This is a genomic window from Novosphingobium sp. SG754 (assembly GCF_013149315.1).
Classification (GTDB): domain Bacteria; phylum Pseudomonadota; class Alphaproteobacteria; order Sphingomonadales; family Sphingomonadaceae; genus Novosphingobium; species Novosphingobium capsulatum.
In genome coordinates this window covers 325,771-341,220 of sequence record NZ_JABGCC010000002.1, presented here as the reverse complement: position 1 = coordinate 341,220, position 15,450 = coordinate 325,771, and the positions used below count along the sequence as shown (strand labels likewise).

General features: G+C 66.2%; 14 protein-coding genes. 6 read left to right on the top strand and 8 right to left on the bottom strand.

Going from position 1 to position 15,450, the window contains the following annotated elements; all coding sequences use genetic code 11:
- Positions 1-34 precede the first annotated feature (34 nt).
- A complete protein-coding gene (locus tag FHW97_RS21950; RefSeq protein WP_183533767.1) occupies positions 35-673 on the bottom strand; it encodes a hypothetical protein in 639 nt (212 codons plus the stop codon).
- A gap of 108 nt (positions 674-781) precedes the next feature.
- On the opposite strand from FHW97_RS21950, the gene FHW97_RS06100 reads away from it, so the two are divergent.
- Positions 782-1,453, top strand: a complete 672-nt coding sequence (locus FHW97_RS06100; protein WP_171798391.1) for a response regulator transcription factor — start codon at positions 782-784, stop codon at positions 1,451-1,453.
- Positions 1,450-2,802 (top strand): HAMP domain-containing sensor histidine kinase, encoded by a 1,353-nt coding sequence (locus tag FHW97_RS06095; RefSeq protein WP_253941621.1) that lies wholly within the window; start codon positions 1,450-1,452, stop codon positions 2,800-2,802. The genes FHW97_RS06100 and FHW97_RS06095 overlap by 4 nt, the downstream gene beginning before the upstream one ends.
- A gap of 12 nt (positions 2,803-2,814) precedes the next feature.
- Here the strand turns inward: FHW97_RS06095 and FHW97_RS06090 are convergent, their stop codons facing one another.
- The 4 genes from FHW97_RS06090 to mdlC all read right to left on the bottom strand — a co-directional run bounded on the left by FHW97_RS06090 (position 2,815) and on the right by mdlC (position 7,093).
- On the bottom strand, positions 2,815-3,588 hold the full coding sequence (locus tag FHW97_RS06090) for an enoyl-CoA hydratase-related protein (RefSeq protein WP_370526616.1): 774 nt from the start codon (positions 3,586-3,588) through the stop codon (positions 2,815-2,817).
- 90 nt (positions 3,589-3,678) lie between these two features.
- Positions 3,679-4,173, bottom strand: a complete 495-nt coding sequence (locus tag FHW97_RS06085; protein WP_062784563.1) for an aromatic-ring-hydroxylating dioxygenase subunit beta — start codon at positions 4,171-4,173, stop codon at positions 3,679-3,681.
- Positions 4,170-5,516 carry an SRPBCC family protein gene (locus FHW97_RS06080; protein ID WP_171798390.1) on the bottom strand — a complete coding sequence of 449 codons (1,347 nt, stop codon included), beginning with the start codon at positions 5,514-5,516 and terminating at the stop codon, positions 4,170-4,172. Before FHW97_RS06080 ends, FHW97_RS06085 begins: the two co-directional genes overlap by 4 nt.
- 20 nt (positions 5,517-5,536) lie before the next feature.
- The gene (gene mdlC, locus FHW97_RS06075) at positions 5,537-7,093 is read right to left on the bottom strand and encodes a benzoylformate decarboxylase (RefSeq protein WP_171798389.1); all 1,557 of its coding nucleotides are present in this window, start codon (positions 7,091-7,093) and stop codon (positions 5,537-5,539) included.
- Between the two features lie 88 nt (positions 7,094-7,181).
- On the opposite strand from mdlC, the gene FHW97_RS06070 reads away from it, so the two are divergent.
- A complete protein-coding gene (locus tag FHW97_RS06070) occupies positions 7,182-8,078 on the top strand; it encodes a LysR family transcriptional regulator (protein WP_171798388.1) in 897 nt (298 codons plus the stop codon).
- Between the two features lie 100 nt (positions 8,079-8,178).
- On the top strand, positions 8,179-9,090 hold the full coding sequence (locus FHW97_RS06065; protein ID WP_171798387.1) for a ketopantoate reductase family protein: 912 nt from the start codon (positions 8,179-8,181) through the stop codon (positions 9,088-9,090).
- Positions 9,091-9,104: 14 nt separating this feature from the next.
- On the opposite strand, the gene FHW97_RS06060 is transcribed toward FHW97_RS06065, so the two are convergent.
- Entirely contained in the window at positions 9,105-9,491 is a 387-nt protein-coding gene (locus FHW97_RS06060; RefSeq protein ID WP_054131189.1) for a helix-turn-helix domain-containing protein, read from the bottom strand.
- Positions 9,492-9,618: 127 nt separating this feature from the next.
- Between FHW97_RS06060 and FHW97_RS06055 the strand changes: the two genes are divergently transcribed.
- On the top strand, positions 9,619-10,680 hold the full coding sequence (locus tag FHW97_RS06055; RefSeq protein WP_171798386.1) for an SDR family oxidoreductase: 1,062 nt from the start codon (positions 9,619-9,621) through the stop codon (positions 10,678-10,680).
- 177 nt (positions 10,681-10,857) lie between these two features.
- Positions 10,858-12,057, top strand: a complete 1,200-nt coding sequence (locus FHW97_RS22035) for a hypothetical protein (RefSeq protein ID WP_022676562.1) — start codon at positions 10,858-10,860, stop codon at positions 12,055-12,057.
- A gap of 11 nt (positions 12,058-12,068) precedes the next feature.
- Here the strand turns inward: FHW97_RS22035 and FHW97_RS06045 are convergent, their stop codons facing one another.
- Together FHW97_RS06045 and FHW97_RS06040 are read right to left on the bottom strand one after the other, a co-directional pair.
- On the bottom strand, positions 12,069-12,968 hold the full coding sequence (locus tag FHW97_RS06045) for an alpha/beta hydrolase fold domain-containing protein (RefSeq protein WP_171798385.1): 900 nt from the start codon (positions 12,966-12,968) through the stop codon (positions 12,069-12,071).
- 73 nt (positions 12,969-13,041) lie between these two features.
- A complete protein-coding gene (locus tag FHW97_RS06040; protein WP_171798384.1) occupies positions 13,042-15,252 on the bottom strand; it encodes a TonB-dependent receptor in 2,211 nt (736 codons plus the stop codon).
- Positions 15,253-15,450 lie beyond the last annotated feature (198 nt).

The window sequence follows — 15,450 nt, the reverse complement described above, 5'->3', positions numbered from 1 at the left end:
CCGCGCCAGCAAGTGGCGCGGCTGTGCGACAGGGTTACTTGGTCGCTGCGCCTGGCGCCACGGGCGGCGGAGGCGGCGGCGTGCCCGGCCCTGGCTGACCGACGGCACCATTCGCACCGGCAGGCGGCGGAGGAGGAGGCGGCGGGGGAGCCGAACCATCGCCCGGCGGCGGGGGTGGCGGCGGAGGCGGCGCACCTGCGCCAGTGGGCGGTGGCGGGGGCGGCGGCGGCGCATCACGGCCGGGGCCACGCGGCGGAGGCGGCGGAGGCGGAGGCGGCGCACCGACTTGGGTTACGCCACCCTGCGGATCGACCAGGTACGAGGCACGCAATTGGCCATTATCATACCGGCCCTGCACCATCAGCGCATTGCCAGAGCGGACCTGGCCCGCCCCATCGCGGCCGACATCGACCAGCAAACGGCCCGTGCCATCCTGCAGAACGAAACGATCACCATAGACCTCGGCGACCTTGCCCTTCACCGTGGTGATCCCGCTGCGCTGCGGCACCTGGGCAATCGCGGTTGGCACGGTCGGCGCCATTTCCACCGGCGGACGGGTATAGGCAACTGCCCCCGCCCCCGCGGCGCCGCCCAGGGCCAGCAACACGGCCACGCCGCTGGCCAGCTTCATACGGTGTGGGATGTGCCCAACCGGATTTTTCCAATCGACCATCTTTCAACTCCTTGGGTTGTCGATGGCCCCGTTCTATGCTGCCCCTTCCGACGCAGCCTGAAGCTGGCGTTTCATGTTCGGTTTAACCTGCGGCGGTATTGAGCGGCCATGCGCATCCTGCTTGTTGAAGACGATCCCGACCTGGGCGAGGCGATTGCCCGCAAGCTGCGCGGCGAGAACTGCGCAGTCGACCTGGTCGACAACGGCATCGACGCGCAGCACCTGGGCGAGACCGAACCCTATGATGCGGTGGTCCTCGATCTTGGCCTGCCTGGCAAAACCGGCGCGGCGGTGCTGGCGGAATGGCGCAAGGGCGCCAAGACCGTGCCCGTCCTCGTCCTGACCGCGCGCGAGGCCTGGGCCGACAAGGTCTCTGCCTACAAGGCCGGCGCCGACGACTATCTCACCAAGCCGTTTCGCATCGAGGAACTGATGATGCGCCTGCGCGCCATCGTGCGGCGCGCGGCCGGGCATGCCAACCCGCAGATGGTCTGCGGCCCGCTGGTGTTCGAAAGCCAGACCGGCCAGTTCGAACTAGATGGGCTGCCGCTCAAGCTCACCGCGTTCGAATGGCGCGTGCTGTCGCAACTCATGATGCGGCGCGAGGCGGTGGTCGAGCGGCTCGACCTGATCGAGCGCATCTATGAAGGCGATGCCGATGTCGATTCCAATACGCTCGACGTGATCATCGGGCGTTTGCGGCGCAAGATCGGCGCCAGCCTGATCGAAACCGTGCGCGGGCGGGGCTATCGCCTGACGGCGAGCGGCGGCGCGGCATGAAACCCAAGTCTTTGCGGGCCAGGATGCTGGCGCTGTCGGCGATCGCCGCCCTGGCGGCGCTCGTCATCGCGGCATGGTCGATCGCCGGCATCCTTACCCGTTTCGTGACCGAAGGCCTGGACCAGCGGCTCGACGCGCAGATCGCCGTGATGGCCAGTGCCGTGCGTGACGATGGCACGATCGACCGCGCCCGCATCGACAACCAGATCGGCGTCATGACCCTGCGCCCCGACTGGCGCTGGCGGATCATCGGGCCAGACGGAGAAATCGGCTCGTCCGATTTTCCCACGCTCGATCCAGCGCCTCTGGTCCCACCCCACCTCCCGCTATTGCCGCCGCCGCCCGGTGCGCCCGCTCCGGCGGCGGAGGGCGTGCCCACGCCATCCGCCCCTGCCCCACGCGATGGCCAGGATAGCGGCGGCCGGGTTCATGCCCGGCAGGCGGTGATCCGCACCAGCCGGGGCGCAGTAACCCTGATCGCCGCCGCGCCGTCGCAAGTGATTGCCCGGCCCATCCGCGCCGCGCTTGTCCCGCTCCTGTCGATCATTGCCTTACTGGCCGTGCTGTTCATGCTGGCCGCGCTGTTTCAGCTGCGCCTGGCGCTCAGGCCAATTGCCGCGTTGCGGGATCAGCTTGGCCAGATTCGCCACGGCACGCGCACCACTGTGGACGAGGATCAGCCCGCCGAACTGAAACCGCTGGCGGTCGAACTCAACGCGCTGTCCCGTGAAAGCGCCGCTGCCTTGCAGGCGGCCCGCGCCTCTGCCGCCAATCTTGCCCACGCGCTCAAAACCCCTGTGGCGACGCTGGCCCTGACGGTGGACGGCGACGTCCGCGCGACCAGCCAAATCGCCAGGATCGAAGAGGTCATCCGCCGTCACCTCGCCCGTGCCCGTACCGCAGCGGTGGCGCAGCGCGCCCGCACGCCCCTGGCCCCGGCAGTGGCCGATGTGGCGCAGGTGATCGGCTCGCTTCACCCCGGCCTGGCGCTGTCGGTCGATGTGCCCAGCGCGCTGGCCGTCTCGCTTGATGCGCACGACCTGTCGGAAATCGTCGGCAATCTGCTCGACAATGCGGCCCGCCACGCCCGTTCGGCCATTGCCGTCACGGCCTGGGCAGACGGCGACCACACACGCGTGGCGATCGAAGACGATGGCCCGGGGATTGCCGCCAACCAGCGCGAACTGGCGCTGCAACCCGGCGTCCGCCTCGATGAAGCACCACAGGGCGACGGGTTTGGCCTGGCGATCGTGCGCGACCTTGTGGCGCTGCACAGCGGCACACTGAACCTGGCGGAAGGTGCCCAGGGAGGCTTGCGCGTTGAGCTGGCGCTGCGCGCCGCCCGATAGCGGCCCTTCCGCTCAGCGCCCGGTGAACTGCGGCTTGCGCTTGTGCGCAAAGGCATCGATCGCCTCGGCAAAATCGGCAGTGCGGCCAGCGGCCGACTGGTTGGCGCGCTCGATCTCCAGTGTCGTCGAAAAATCGCATTCCAGCGCACGTGCAACCTGCCGGCGGATCATGCCCAGCGCGAGCGTGGGGCCAGCGGCAAGCCGGTGCGCCAGGGCCATGGCCTCGGCCATGACATCGTCATCTGGCACCACCCGCGTCACCAGGCCAGCCGCCTTGGCCTCTGCGGCCCCAAGCCGCTCCCCCAGCAGGGCTAACTCCAGGGTGCGACAGCGGCCAATGCTGCGCGCGGCCAGCCAGGTAGCGCCGGCATCGGGCACCAGGCCAATATTGGCAAAGGCCATGAGCAGGTAGCCGCTCTCGCCCATCACCACGAGATCGCCAGCCAGCCCCAGGCTCATCCCCGCGCCGGCGCACGGGCCATTGAGCGCGGTGACGAGCGGAACGTCCAGCGCGGCCAGCCGGTTGACCACGGGATGGTAATAGGTGTCGAGCGTTGCACCCAGGTCATCGGTTGCATTGCCGCCTAGATCGGCGCCCGAGCAGAAATAGCGCCCCTCGCCCGTCAGCACCACCGCTCGCGCGCCATCGGCCACGGCAAGGTCAAGAGCCTGGCCAAGTTCGACGAACATCGTCTCGCTCAAGGCATTGAGCCGATCCGGGCGATCGAGCGTGATCGTCACCACGTCGCCCTCGCGGGCATAGCGCACGGTCTGGAAATCCATCATCCTGCATCCTCTTGGCGACCCGCTGCCTTGTTCGCGGCGCGCAGCCAGGCATCATCGACGCTGGTTTCGCCCGGCGCAAGCGCGCGGCGATCAGATGGCGTTGATATCCACCACCGTCGGGATCGTATCGTTGAGCAGGATGATCTTCTTGCGCGCAATGGACCACCCCGCTTCGGCGTGGACCAGGCGATATTCATAGCGGCCAAAGAACACGTCTGCCCGGTCCATCCGCACATCGAACCGATGACAGGTGAACGCCGCCGAGACAGCGCCCAGCTCCGCGTCGGTCACCAGGATGTTCGACACCTGGTGGACCACGCGTGGCGTCGGGCTGGATGCCACCGACAGCCCCGATTGCAGGCGCATGATCCGATCCTCGAGATTGCGCCGCCCGCGATAGTAGATCAGCGAGAGTTCGCGATCCGGATCGTCGGACAGCGTCACCTCGTCACGCCAGGTGGGCATCCAGAATTCGATGTCGGGCGTGAACAGCGCCAGCCATTCGGCATAGCGCCCAGAGTCCATCAGCAGGGCTTCGCGGTAAAGCAGGTCGCGCGCGGCCTCGTATGTCAGCGCCTGGCTCATGCGGCCAGCTCCGGCGCCATGCGTGCCGCCCAGGCGCGATAGTAGTTCTGCAGCAGGGTTTCATCGCTCAGCCGCGAATCCGCCAGCACATTGTGCGCGGGTTTGAGATCGATACGGTCGCCAAAGCGATTGCCGCCCGGCTGCGTCGCGGTCATCCCCCGCCCGTGTCCTTGCAGCCAGGGCTGCACCGTGCCGGCAAAGCCGGCCTGGCAGTTTTCATAGGACACTGTGTCATCGGGCGTCGCCATGCCGGTGGGATTGAAGAAATCCTCGTACTGGCGAATGCGCTGTCGCCGCGCTGCGGCGCTTTCGCCCTTGGGCGCGATGCACCAGGTGCGCATCTCGGTCATCCCCGGGCCGATCGGGCGGATCACGCGCAACTGGCTCGAGGCGTTTTCGGCGATCTGGAGATTGGGAAAGATCGTCAAGTTGCGCATGTTGAACATCCAGTCGCGCTTGCCCTCGCCCAGCCGCGCGCCCAGCGCACCGGCTTGCTCATACAGCGGGATCGCCGGCGTGATGCCGAAGATGCCCCAGTTGAGCACATGGCCGTGATCAAAGCTGAAGCTGCCTCCCGCCACGCCTTGCGCTTCTTCCTTCCAGTAATCGCTGTTTTCCCAGACCGATGCGACCACATCGGCGCTCATTTCCTGCTGCCGCCGCTCCAGCACGCTGATGTAGGAGGGGTGGGCCGAGGTGAAATGATACGCGTCCGAGCAGTTTTCGAGCTGGAGTTTCCAGTTGGCGGCAAAGGTGAAGGTGACCTGCCCCGGCACCAGTTCCAGTCCATCCTCGCTCTGATCCGCCACCAGGTCGAGCAGCTTGGCCGCCTCGCCCAGGTAATCGGTCAACGATAGTTCGCCAGGCGTCAGGCTGCCGAACAGAAAGCCGCGATAGTTGCCAAAGCGGGGCAGCGGCGCCAGGCCATGGTCCTCGCTGTCGAACGCTGGCGTATAGCAGCCCGCGTTCTTCCATTTGATCGCGCGGTTGCGGCCGGCGCTGTCAAAGCTCCAGCTGTGATAGGGGCAGACATGCAGGCGCGCGTTGCCCTGGCGCACCTGTGCCAACCTGGCGCCCTTGTGCGGGCACGAGTTGATGAAGGCCCGCAGCTGCCCCTCGCCATCGCGCTGGACCAGCACGGGGGCGCGGCCGATCGTGGTGGTGAAGAAATCGTGCGGCCCGGCGGCCTGTGATTCCATGCCCAGGAACACCCAGCCCTGCTCGAAGATCGCACGCTGTTCGGCGGCAAAGACATCGGCATCGGTGAAGATCGCGCGGTTCACGCGGAAGATGCCCTCGTCCGGCCGATCGTCGATCAGGTCGTCCAGTTGAAAGGTGCCCATCGCGTTGTCTCCCACCCGGCTCAATCGATCACCGCTTCCACCAGCGTCGGCCCGGCCGCCGCGAGCGACCAGGCCAATGCGGCATCGAGCGTGGCAGCGTCGCTAGCCGATCGGCCCGGAACGCCGTGCCCTGCCGCCAGCGCCACGAAATCCAGCTCGGGAAACTGCGTGCCGACCAGATGCTGCATGCCGAAATGACGGCCGAAGTGATGCAGCGCCTCGTACCGCCCGTTCTTGAGGATCAGGAACGTGATCGGCAGGTTCCACTGCGCGGCGGCATGCAGGCCCTGGATCGCGTACATCGCCGACCCATCGCCCAAGACCGCGATCACCTTGCCGTGCGGGCGGGCCAGCGCCATGCCGACTGCCGCCGGCAGCCCATGGCCGAGGCCGCCACTGGCGGTGGTGTAAAAGGTATCGGGGCAAAGGATCGGCAGATGATCGTGCATCGGCCCCCGGCTCGACGGTGCCTCTTCCACGATGATCGTCTGCGGCGCGCGCAGATCGGCCAGCCGTTGCAGCACATAGCCATCGGTCATGGCCGCACCATCAAGCCGCGCCGGCCGTACCAAGGGCGCAGGGCGGGCGCGCGGCGCGGGACGGGAGGCAGCAAGCAGGGCATCGAGCGCATGGTGGCATTGCGCCACGATTGCCCGCCCCGCTGGCGCCCAGGCGGCGTGAACGTGATTGTCACCGATCAGCCAGAGGTCCGCCTCGGGCGGCATGTGCGGCCCCTGCCCGTCGACATGATAGAGATTGACCGGCCCGCCCAGCCCCAGGATCACGTCGTGGCTGGCAAGCGTGGCCACGATCGCCTCGCGACTGGCAGTGAGGAAGCCCCCGAACAACGCGTGGTCTTCGGGAAACCCACAGCGCCCCGCCATCGGCGCAACATAGACGCGCGCCTGTTGGCGTTCCGCCAGGGCAACCACCTGCTCCCACGCACCGTCGCGCGCCACGCCGGCCGCCACGACCAGCGCCGGCTGCCGCGCCGCATCGAGTGCGGCCGCGCATTCGGCAATGGCCACAGGCGATGGCAGGCGATCGGCAACGACGCGCCGGGCCTGATGCGGCGGGCAAGGCTGGTCCCAATCATCGATCGGGATGGAGACGAACGTCGGGCCGCAGGGCGGTTCCATCGCCACGAGCCAGGCCCGCTCGATTGCCGCGGGCACATCCTGCGCGCGTGCCGGCTCGCACGCCCACTTCACGAATGGGCGCGGAAATTCCGCGGCACGCTCGGCAAACAGGAACGGTTCATAGGGCAGGATCGCGCGCGCCTGCTGCCCGGCGGTAACCACCAGCGGAGTCTGGTTTTTCCACGCCGTAAACAGGTTGCCCAAAGCATGGCCCACCCCGGCCGAACTGTGCAGGTTGACGAACGCCGCGCGGCCGGTGCCCTGGGCAAAGCCATCGGCCATGCCCAGCACGACGCTTTCCTGAAGCCCCATGACATAGCGGAAATCATCGGGAAAATCGCGGAACAGCGGCAGTTCGGTGGAGCCGGGATTGCCGAATAGCGTGGTCATGCCCAGCTCGCGCAACAGCGTGATTGTCACGTCGCGGACGGTCCGCATCCTGAAATCTCCCGATCTTTTGCCGCAGTCTCGCGCATTTGGCGATAAGTTCAATTGCAAATCCAGGAGAAAGTCATACCGTTGGCACATGGATTTTGATGAGCGCGAGTTGAAAGCCTTTCTGGCCGTGGCCGAATGCGGCAGCCTGGGGCGCGCGTCACGCCAGGCCAACCTGACCCAGCCCGCGCTCAGCCGCCTGATCCACCGCATGGAGGAACGGCTGCAACAGCCGCTGTTCGATCGCACCACGCGCGGCATGGTGCTGACCGATCCCGGCGCGCTGCTGCAACGCCATGCCCGCCACCTGCTGGCCGACATGCATACGCTGCGCGATGAACTGGCAGCGTTTCGCGGGCTGCGGCGCGGCGTGGTGCGCATTGGCGCGACCGCCGCCGTGATGCGCACCCTGGTGGCCACGCACGCCGGGCAGATGCTGGCCGACAACCCCGACCTGGCGTTCGAGGCGATCGAAGACGTCGACAGCGGCCTGGTGCGCGCGCTGGAGCAGCGGCAGATCGACCTGGCGATCACCTCGGGCCGGGTGGAGCAGGACGCCGCCGATGCGCAGTGCCTGGGCCGCTGCGACCATGCCGACATGTTTGCTGTGTTCTGCGCCGCCGACAACCCGATCGCCGACAGCCCCGATCTCGCCAGCGTCTTTGCCCATGGCTGGGTCATGCCCGAGGCGGGGCTAACCCCGCGCATCCGGTTCGAAACCCTGGCCGCGCAATTGGGGCACCAGGCCCGCGTCGTGGCGCGCACCAGTTCGGTCGAAACGATGATCGCCATTGCCGGGGCCAGCCAATTGCTGTGCTGGTTGCCGGTCCCGCTGCTCGAACCCTATGTCGCCAGCGGGCGCCTGCGCCAGCTCAGCGTGCCGGCGCTGGAAACCTGGCGGCAATTCTGGGTCTACCGCCGCAGGGCGGGCGTGCTGCCCGATGCCGCGCAGCGGTTCCTCCGTTATCTCCCCATCGTGCCGCTATGAGCCCTGCCCGACCGGCGGGTTGACACTGTCAAATCCGGATCCGGATACTCGTGTCTGTGCAGGCACACGTGCCTGTGTGCACACGTGGGAGAATTCCGGGATGCAGCGGATCGTGGTAATCGGTGCAGGCGCAATGGGCTGCCTGTTTGCGGCAAAGCTGGCCCTGGCCGGACATCGGGTGACCATGGCCGACGTGGACCAGGCGCGGATGGACGCGATCGCCGCACAAGGCATTGCGCTGTCACTGGACGATGGCGATTTTGCCGCACGGGTCGGCGCTTGCCCGATCGCTGCGGTTGACGGGCCGGTCGATCTGCTGGTCCTGTTCACCAAGGGCATGCACAGTGCCGCAGCAATCGCGTCTGCTGCGCACCTGGTAGATACCGGCTGCACCGTGCTGACCCTGCAAAACGGGCTGGGCAATACCGAATCGATCGCGTCGGTGTTTCCGCGCGAGCACATCGTCTGGGGCGTGACCGACTTTCCCGCAGACCTGCACGGTGCCAATGCGGTTTCTTCACATGGGCAAGGCCATGTCTGGCTGGCAGGACTGATTCCGGCGGCCGACGCGCGGGCGCGCCACGTGGCGGATATCCTCGATGGCGCCGGCCTCAACGCCCGCTTCGCCCCAGAGGTAGAGGCAATGGTGTGGGACAAGGTGGCCTTCAACAGCGCGCTCAACGCGCTCTGCACTCTGGGCCAGGTGCCCGTCGGCCGCTTGGACAGCGCACCGATCCGCCGCATCGTCGGCACGATCATGGACGAAATCGCCGCCATTGCCCGGGCGGAGGGCATCGCGTTCGATCGCACCCGAACCATGGCCAAGGTCGATTTTGCCCTGGCCAATCACACCGGGCACAAGCCCTCGATGCTGCAAGACCGGCTCGCCGGCCGGCGCACCGAGGTCGAGTCCATCAATGGCGCGGTGCTGGCCGTTGCTGCCCGCCATGGCCTTGCTGCTCCCACCCTTGAACTGGTCACCGATCTGGTACGCTTGGGCGAGCCGGCGTGACCGCCATGGCCTGATCAGCCGCGCCGCCGCGATCGCGCGCGCGGGGTCAGCGCGTCGAGCGCATCGGCATTGTCGCGCGCCCAGCCATACAGCGCCTCGACCGGTACGACGAAGCGGCGGCCCAGCGCGGTCAGCGCATAATCCACTTCGGGCGGCGCGACATCATCGCGCGTGGTGCGCGCCAGCAAGCCACTCGCCTCCATTTCCCTGACCGTCTGGGCAAACATCTTTTTGGAAATGCCCGGCAGGCTGCGCAGCAGCGCCGCGCTGCGGGCCCGCCCGTCATGCCGCGCATGCAGGGTGTGCAGCACCATGCTGGTCCACTTGGTGGCAAACAGTTCCAGGATCCGGCGCGGGGCACAATCCTCGCGCCATTCCTCTTCCGGGCTGCCCGGTATCACGGCGGCACTCCTTGCTTTGCCAACGATATCGCTGCGCCGCCAACGCCAGTGGTTACCATCTGGTGCCTTCTTGGCGCCGGGCGAGCGGCGCCCCAATTAGCGGTTTTTGCTCAACAAGGAACCATCGATGACCAAGACTGCCCTTGTTGCCGGGGCCACCGGCATCACCGGCCAGGCCATTGCCACGCTGCTTCATGCCCAAGGCTGGCGCGTGCTGGGCCTGGCGCGCAATCCGCTGCCGCTGCCCGGGGTGGAGCCGATCGCCGCAAACCTCACCGATGCCAATGCCACCGCCGCCGCGCTTGCCGGGTATCGCCCCGATGCCGTGTTCATCACCACCTGGCTGCGCCGCGCCACGGAGAAAGAAAACATCGCGGTCAACGCGGCCATGGTGCGCAACCTGCTGCGCGCGGTAGAGCCGGCTGGCAGCGTCGCGCATGTGGCACTGGTCACCGGCCTCAAGCACTATCTTGGCCCGTTCGAAGCCTATGGCCAGGGCAACCTGCCCGATACGCCGTTTCGCGAGGATCAAGCCCGCCTGCCGATCGACAATTTCTATTATGCCCAGGAAGACGAACTCTTCGCCGCCGCGCAACGCAGCGGCTTTGCGTGGAGCGTGCACCGCCCCCACACCGTGATCGGCAAGGCCGTGGGCAACGCGATGAACATGGGCACTACCTTGGCGGTCTATGCCACGCTGTGCCGTGAACTGGGCCGCCCATTCCACTTCCCGGGATCCGCGGCGCAGTGGAATGGGCTTACCGACATGACCGATGCGCGGCAATTGGCGCAGCAACTGCTGTGGGCCACGACCACGCCCGCTGCAGCAAACCAGGCGTTCAATTGCGCCAATGGCGATATCTTCCGCTGGCGCTGGATGTGGCCACGCCTGGCGCAATGGTTTGGCGTGGAACCGGCCGGGTTTGACGGCAGCGTGCGGCCACTGGCCGATCAGATGGCGGGCGATGCTCCGGTGTGGCGCAGCATCGCCGCGCGCGAAGGCCTGGCAGAACCAGACCTCACCCGGCTGGCCTCGCCCTGGCACACTGACGCAGACTTGGGCCGCCCGATCGAGGTAGTAACCGACATGGCGCGCTCGCGCAGCCTGGGATTTACCGGTTATCAGGCGACGGACACTGCCTTTTTCGATCTGTTCGCCCAGCTGCGCGCCGAACGCTTGATCCCCTGAAACACAGCGCGCCGCGCCACCACTGTCATGGCGCGGCACGCTTCACCGGCACCGCGCCGGTATTCCGCCCCAAAAGGCAACGATTTTGCCATTGCCGGGGTGTTGCCCGCTGTGATTTTGTCAGGCACGGTGCCGCAACAGACCGCATTGGCGGCTGCATGGGGTGGGATATCGGCCGTGGCCAATTTGCAGGAGAGCGCGTTACCCATCGCCGACACGCCCACGCTGTCGCGCGCGCGCGACCTGTTCGGGCGCGTGATCAATGGCCATGACCTGGGCGGATCGACCCCAGCCACCGTTGCCGACCGCATCGAGCAGTCGATCTGCCTGACGCCAAGCCCCGCCGTCGTGCTGACCGAAGGCAGTGTTGCCGCGACGTTTGGCGTTGGCCGCCGCGTGGCGCGGCAGACCAGCCGCATCCTGCAATTGCGCGGTGTGATGGAACCCCGGCGCGGCGGCAAGGGCAAGGGTGGGCTGCGCGTGTGCCTGCCCGGCCTCGACCAGACGCTGGATACCATCCGCAGCGACATCATTGCCAGCAATTCACCGGCCGCGATGGAAGATGCGCGCCAATGGCTGCAGGCGGAAATTGCCGGGCACGATGATCCGCTGGGGCGCTTGGTGCGGGCCATGCTGCAAGACGCACCGGTGCAGCAAACCCGTGCGCCGTGCCAGACGCAGGCGTTGCTTCCAACCTGGTCCGAGCTTGAAGAGCCGGCCTCGCGCGGGCATCGCCTGGCGGCGAAACTGCGCCAGCAGATCGCTCTGCTGCCGCCCGGTGAAACGTTCCTGGGCTCGCTCGCCAGCATCGCGGAAGCCCATGACACCAGCCTGGAAGTGGCGGTGGAAGCCGTGCGCATCCTGGCCGATGCCCAGCACGTGGTGATGCGGCGCGGCCGCGGCGGTGGCGTGTTTGCCTGCGAACCGCAAGCTGGCCGGGCGCTGCACATGATCAACGCCTTTATCGCTGCCAACGCGGTCTCGCCCGATCGCTGCCGCGCCGTGCTCAACCGCGCCAATATCGGGATGATCGATCTGGCGCGGGCGCGACAGGATGCCCGCTATCTCGACCGAGTCGAGCGTTCGTTCCAGAAAATGCAGCAGGCGCCCAATGCCACGGTGCTGGGCCAGAACTGGTATGGCTTCATCCGCGATATTGCCGATATGTCGGGCAACGGCGTGCTGCACTTCATCGCCCGCGCCATGGCGGGATCGATCCTTATTCGGCGCACCCGCAGTGCCGACCTGCCCGAAGCCGCCGCCCGCGAACTGTTCGAGGCCAGCCGGCAGATCCATGCCCATCTGATTGGCGGCAGCCAGGATGCCCCCAACGAAGCGCAGTGGCGCTGCCAACTGGCCCTGCAGGATTACTGGTAAGGCTCGAGCAATCAGCGCCCCAGGCGCACAAGATGCCGCGCGATCTGCAGATAGACTGCCTCTACCACCTCGCGCGTGCCGCCGCGCAGGTTATAGGCGTGGTCCTGATCGGGCACCTCGATATATTCCAGCAAGCGGCCGCGCGCGTGAAGGCGCTGGGCATAGGCGGCAGCCTCTGCCCGCAAGAGATCGAGCCCTGCGGCAATGACGATCGCCGGCGCCACCTTGTCGAGCAAATCATCGGGCGCGCCCACCAACGGCGACGCGCGCATATCTGCCCGCATCGATGGATCGGGCACATAGACCGCATTGAACAGCCGCGCGACGCCCGGTGAAATGACCGGGCGCGCCGCCCGGGCCTGCTTGTGCGCAGGCGGCGTGACGAGATCGAGCGGCGGGTAATGGAGGATCTGCGCGGCAATGGGCGGCCCGCCCGCCTGGGCCAGCAGCAGGCTGGCAGCAGCAGCCAAACCGCCACCGGCACTTTGCCCACCCACGGTCAGCCGATCGCCGTCCCACCCCTGCGCCCCCGCCTGCGCCGCCACCCAGCGGATCACCTCGCAGGCTTGCTCTACCGCTATCGGAAAGCGCCGCTGCGGCGCCAGCGCATAATCGACATTGATGACACAGACGCCGGCCCGCTCGGCCAGGAACGCGCAAAACGCATCATCCTGCTCGGGGTAGCCCATGACATAGCCACCGCCATGGAAGTTGACGTGAACCGGCACCGGGCCCGCCGTGTTCTGCGGCGCGAACACCGTGGCCGCAGCACTGCCTTGCGTGGTTGGAATAGTGATGGTGCGGCAACGCCGAGGAACTTCGGGAAACGCCAGCGCACTTTCCGGCTGGGCCAGCCGTGGCGCCACCATCCGCTGCATTACCCGCGCGATCGTATCGGCAATCAACGGCATGGCAGGCGCTCCATCAGCGATGCAGCATCGGCCGGGTTACCCCGACCGATGCTGCCAGGCAGCGATGCCACCATCAGAACTTGGCGCCCAGACGCACGCCGAACTCGCGCGGCGCGGTGCGGAATTCGTTGAGGCCGGATTGCCCGGTCACGAAATATTCCTTGGTCAGGTTGGTGCCGTACAGCTCCACCTTGAAGTTGTCCCAGTTGAGCGCGACGCTGGCATTGACCAGATGGCGCGCGTTAATCAGGTCAAACTGCGGCAGATAGGTAACGTAGGCCCATTGCGACCCAATATAGGAATAGTTCACGCGGGGCACGATCGAGCGCCCCTCGCCCAGCGAATAGGTATAATCCAGGCCGGCGTTCCAGGTCCATTTCGGCGACAGCAGGTTCGGCCCGGCATCAGACGTGATGAACTGGTAGGGGAAGCAGTTGCTGGTTACCCCGGTGGCGCAGGCCGGCAACTGCGCGGTGGCGGCGCCCGGCTGCCACTTGTTGATCACCGTCACGCTGCTGAGCTGCGAATCCACATACGACACGCCGGCGTCGAGGCCGAAACCGGCCAGCTTGGCCTGAAGCTGCCCTTCAAAGCCCTTGATCGTGGCATTGGCGAGGTTGACCACGCCATTCTGACCAGATGCCGGACTGATCACGTCCATCTGGAAATTGTTGTACTTGTTATAGAATACGCCGATCTGCGTGCGCACATGCCGATCGAGGAAGCTCGATTTCCAGCCCGCTTCAAAGTCCCACACCGTTTCCGGGTTGAACATGCCACCAGGCGGATTGATCCCACCCGGCTTGTAGCCACGGGCGGCAAAGACATAGAGCATGTTGTCGGCATCGGGCTTGTAGTTAAGCGCGATCTTGCCGGTCATGCGGCCATCGGCCTCAGTGCCGGTCTGCGGAATCGTCAGGAAGGCGGAAGGCGGCGGCCCGCCAAGATAAACGCCGCCGGTGCCATCGACATGATAGTGCGAATAGCGCGCGCCGGCCTGGATTTCGAGCTTTTCGGTAATGCGGTAGTTCACCTGGGCAAAGGCGCCCAGCGTGGTCTTGCTGTTCATCGGATTGACCACGATCGGGAACGGCGCGGTGCCGGTATAGTGCAGCAGCACGTCGATATCGTTATGCTGGTAATAGCCACCCAGGATAAAGTTCAGCGGCTTGGAATCCGGCGAAATGATATTGATTTCCTGGGAATATTCCTTTTCCCGCACATATTGATCTTCATACTGCGCGCCAAACGGCCCAGCGACCTGCGCCAGATTGGTGCCATCCAGATCATAGACGTTCCAGACGCGCTTGTTCTGGTATCCGCTCACCGACCGGACAACGAGACCGCCAGGGGTCTGGTACTTCAATTCCAGCGCCGTGGTAAACGCGCGCTCGAAATTCGCGGTCTTGGTGTCGTAGTTCAGCTCGTAGGGCGCCGCCTGGCGGCCGGCGGCGAACTGCGTGCCGGCAATCGGCTGATAGGCATAGCCGCCCGTGCTCTTCTGCGCCAGTTCGCCCTTCCAATAGGCGGTAAAGCCGCCGGACTGGTAGAGCGCAGACAGCCGCTCATCGTGTTCCTTCAGGCTGTCGGGCTGGTTCTTGTAGGGGCCAAGATCGGTGTAATAGGAATCGCGCCAATGCTGGTTGGTGGCAAAGCGCAAGGCCAGGTTGTCACCCACCGGCACATTGATCGCGCCGTTGAGGCGGACATTGTTGTAGCTGCCATATTCGGCTGTCACGTCACCACCCAGATCGCCCAGCTTGGGGCGCTTGGAATTGATGAAGATCGCCCCGCCGGTGGAGTTGGAGCCGACCAGCGTACCCTGGGGCCCGCGTAGCACTTCGATGCTCTGGATATCGTAGAGATCAAAGCTCTGCGCGATCGGCGGCTGGAACAGCCCGTCGACATAAGTGGCGACGCCATTGGCGACTTGCGGCGATCCGCTCGACAGGCCGATGCCGCGAATATTGATGGATTCGGTGAGGCCTGCCTTGGTGATGGTCAGGCCGGGCGCCACGTTCTGCAGATCGCGCTGCACCAGCACGGCTTTCTGCGTGAGCTGGTCTCCACCCACCGCGGTGAGCGCGATGGCAACCTTTTGCGAACTTTCTGAGCGGCGCTGCGCGGTAACGACGATCTCGCCCGGTGCCGGGCTGGCCTGCGCGGGCGTCGGAGCCGCCTCGGTGGCGGCCTGCGCGAAAGCGTTGGTCCCCACCAACGCCAGCGCCATCGCGCCCAGCGAGGCTGCGGCATGCGCGCGGAAATTACCGTGAATCTGAAGCATGGTGCTCCCCTCTCCCTTTTTCGGCCCTGCTTGACGCGGCCAAACGTTGCGGGCCCGTGTCTGCCCGGCCACGCGGGATTTAAATAGCGGCCCATTTTGGAAAGCTGCGCCCGCGCCCTTGGCGGGTCGCCATCGGTGCCATCAGCGCGACCGACCAACCCCATAGATTTATAACTTCACGTTATAAGACGATAGACC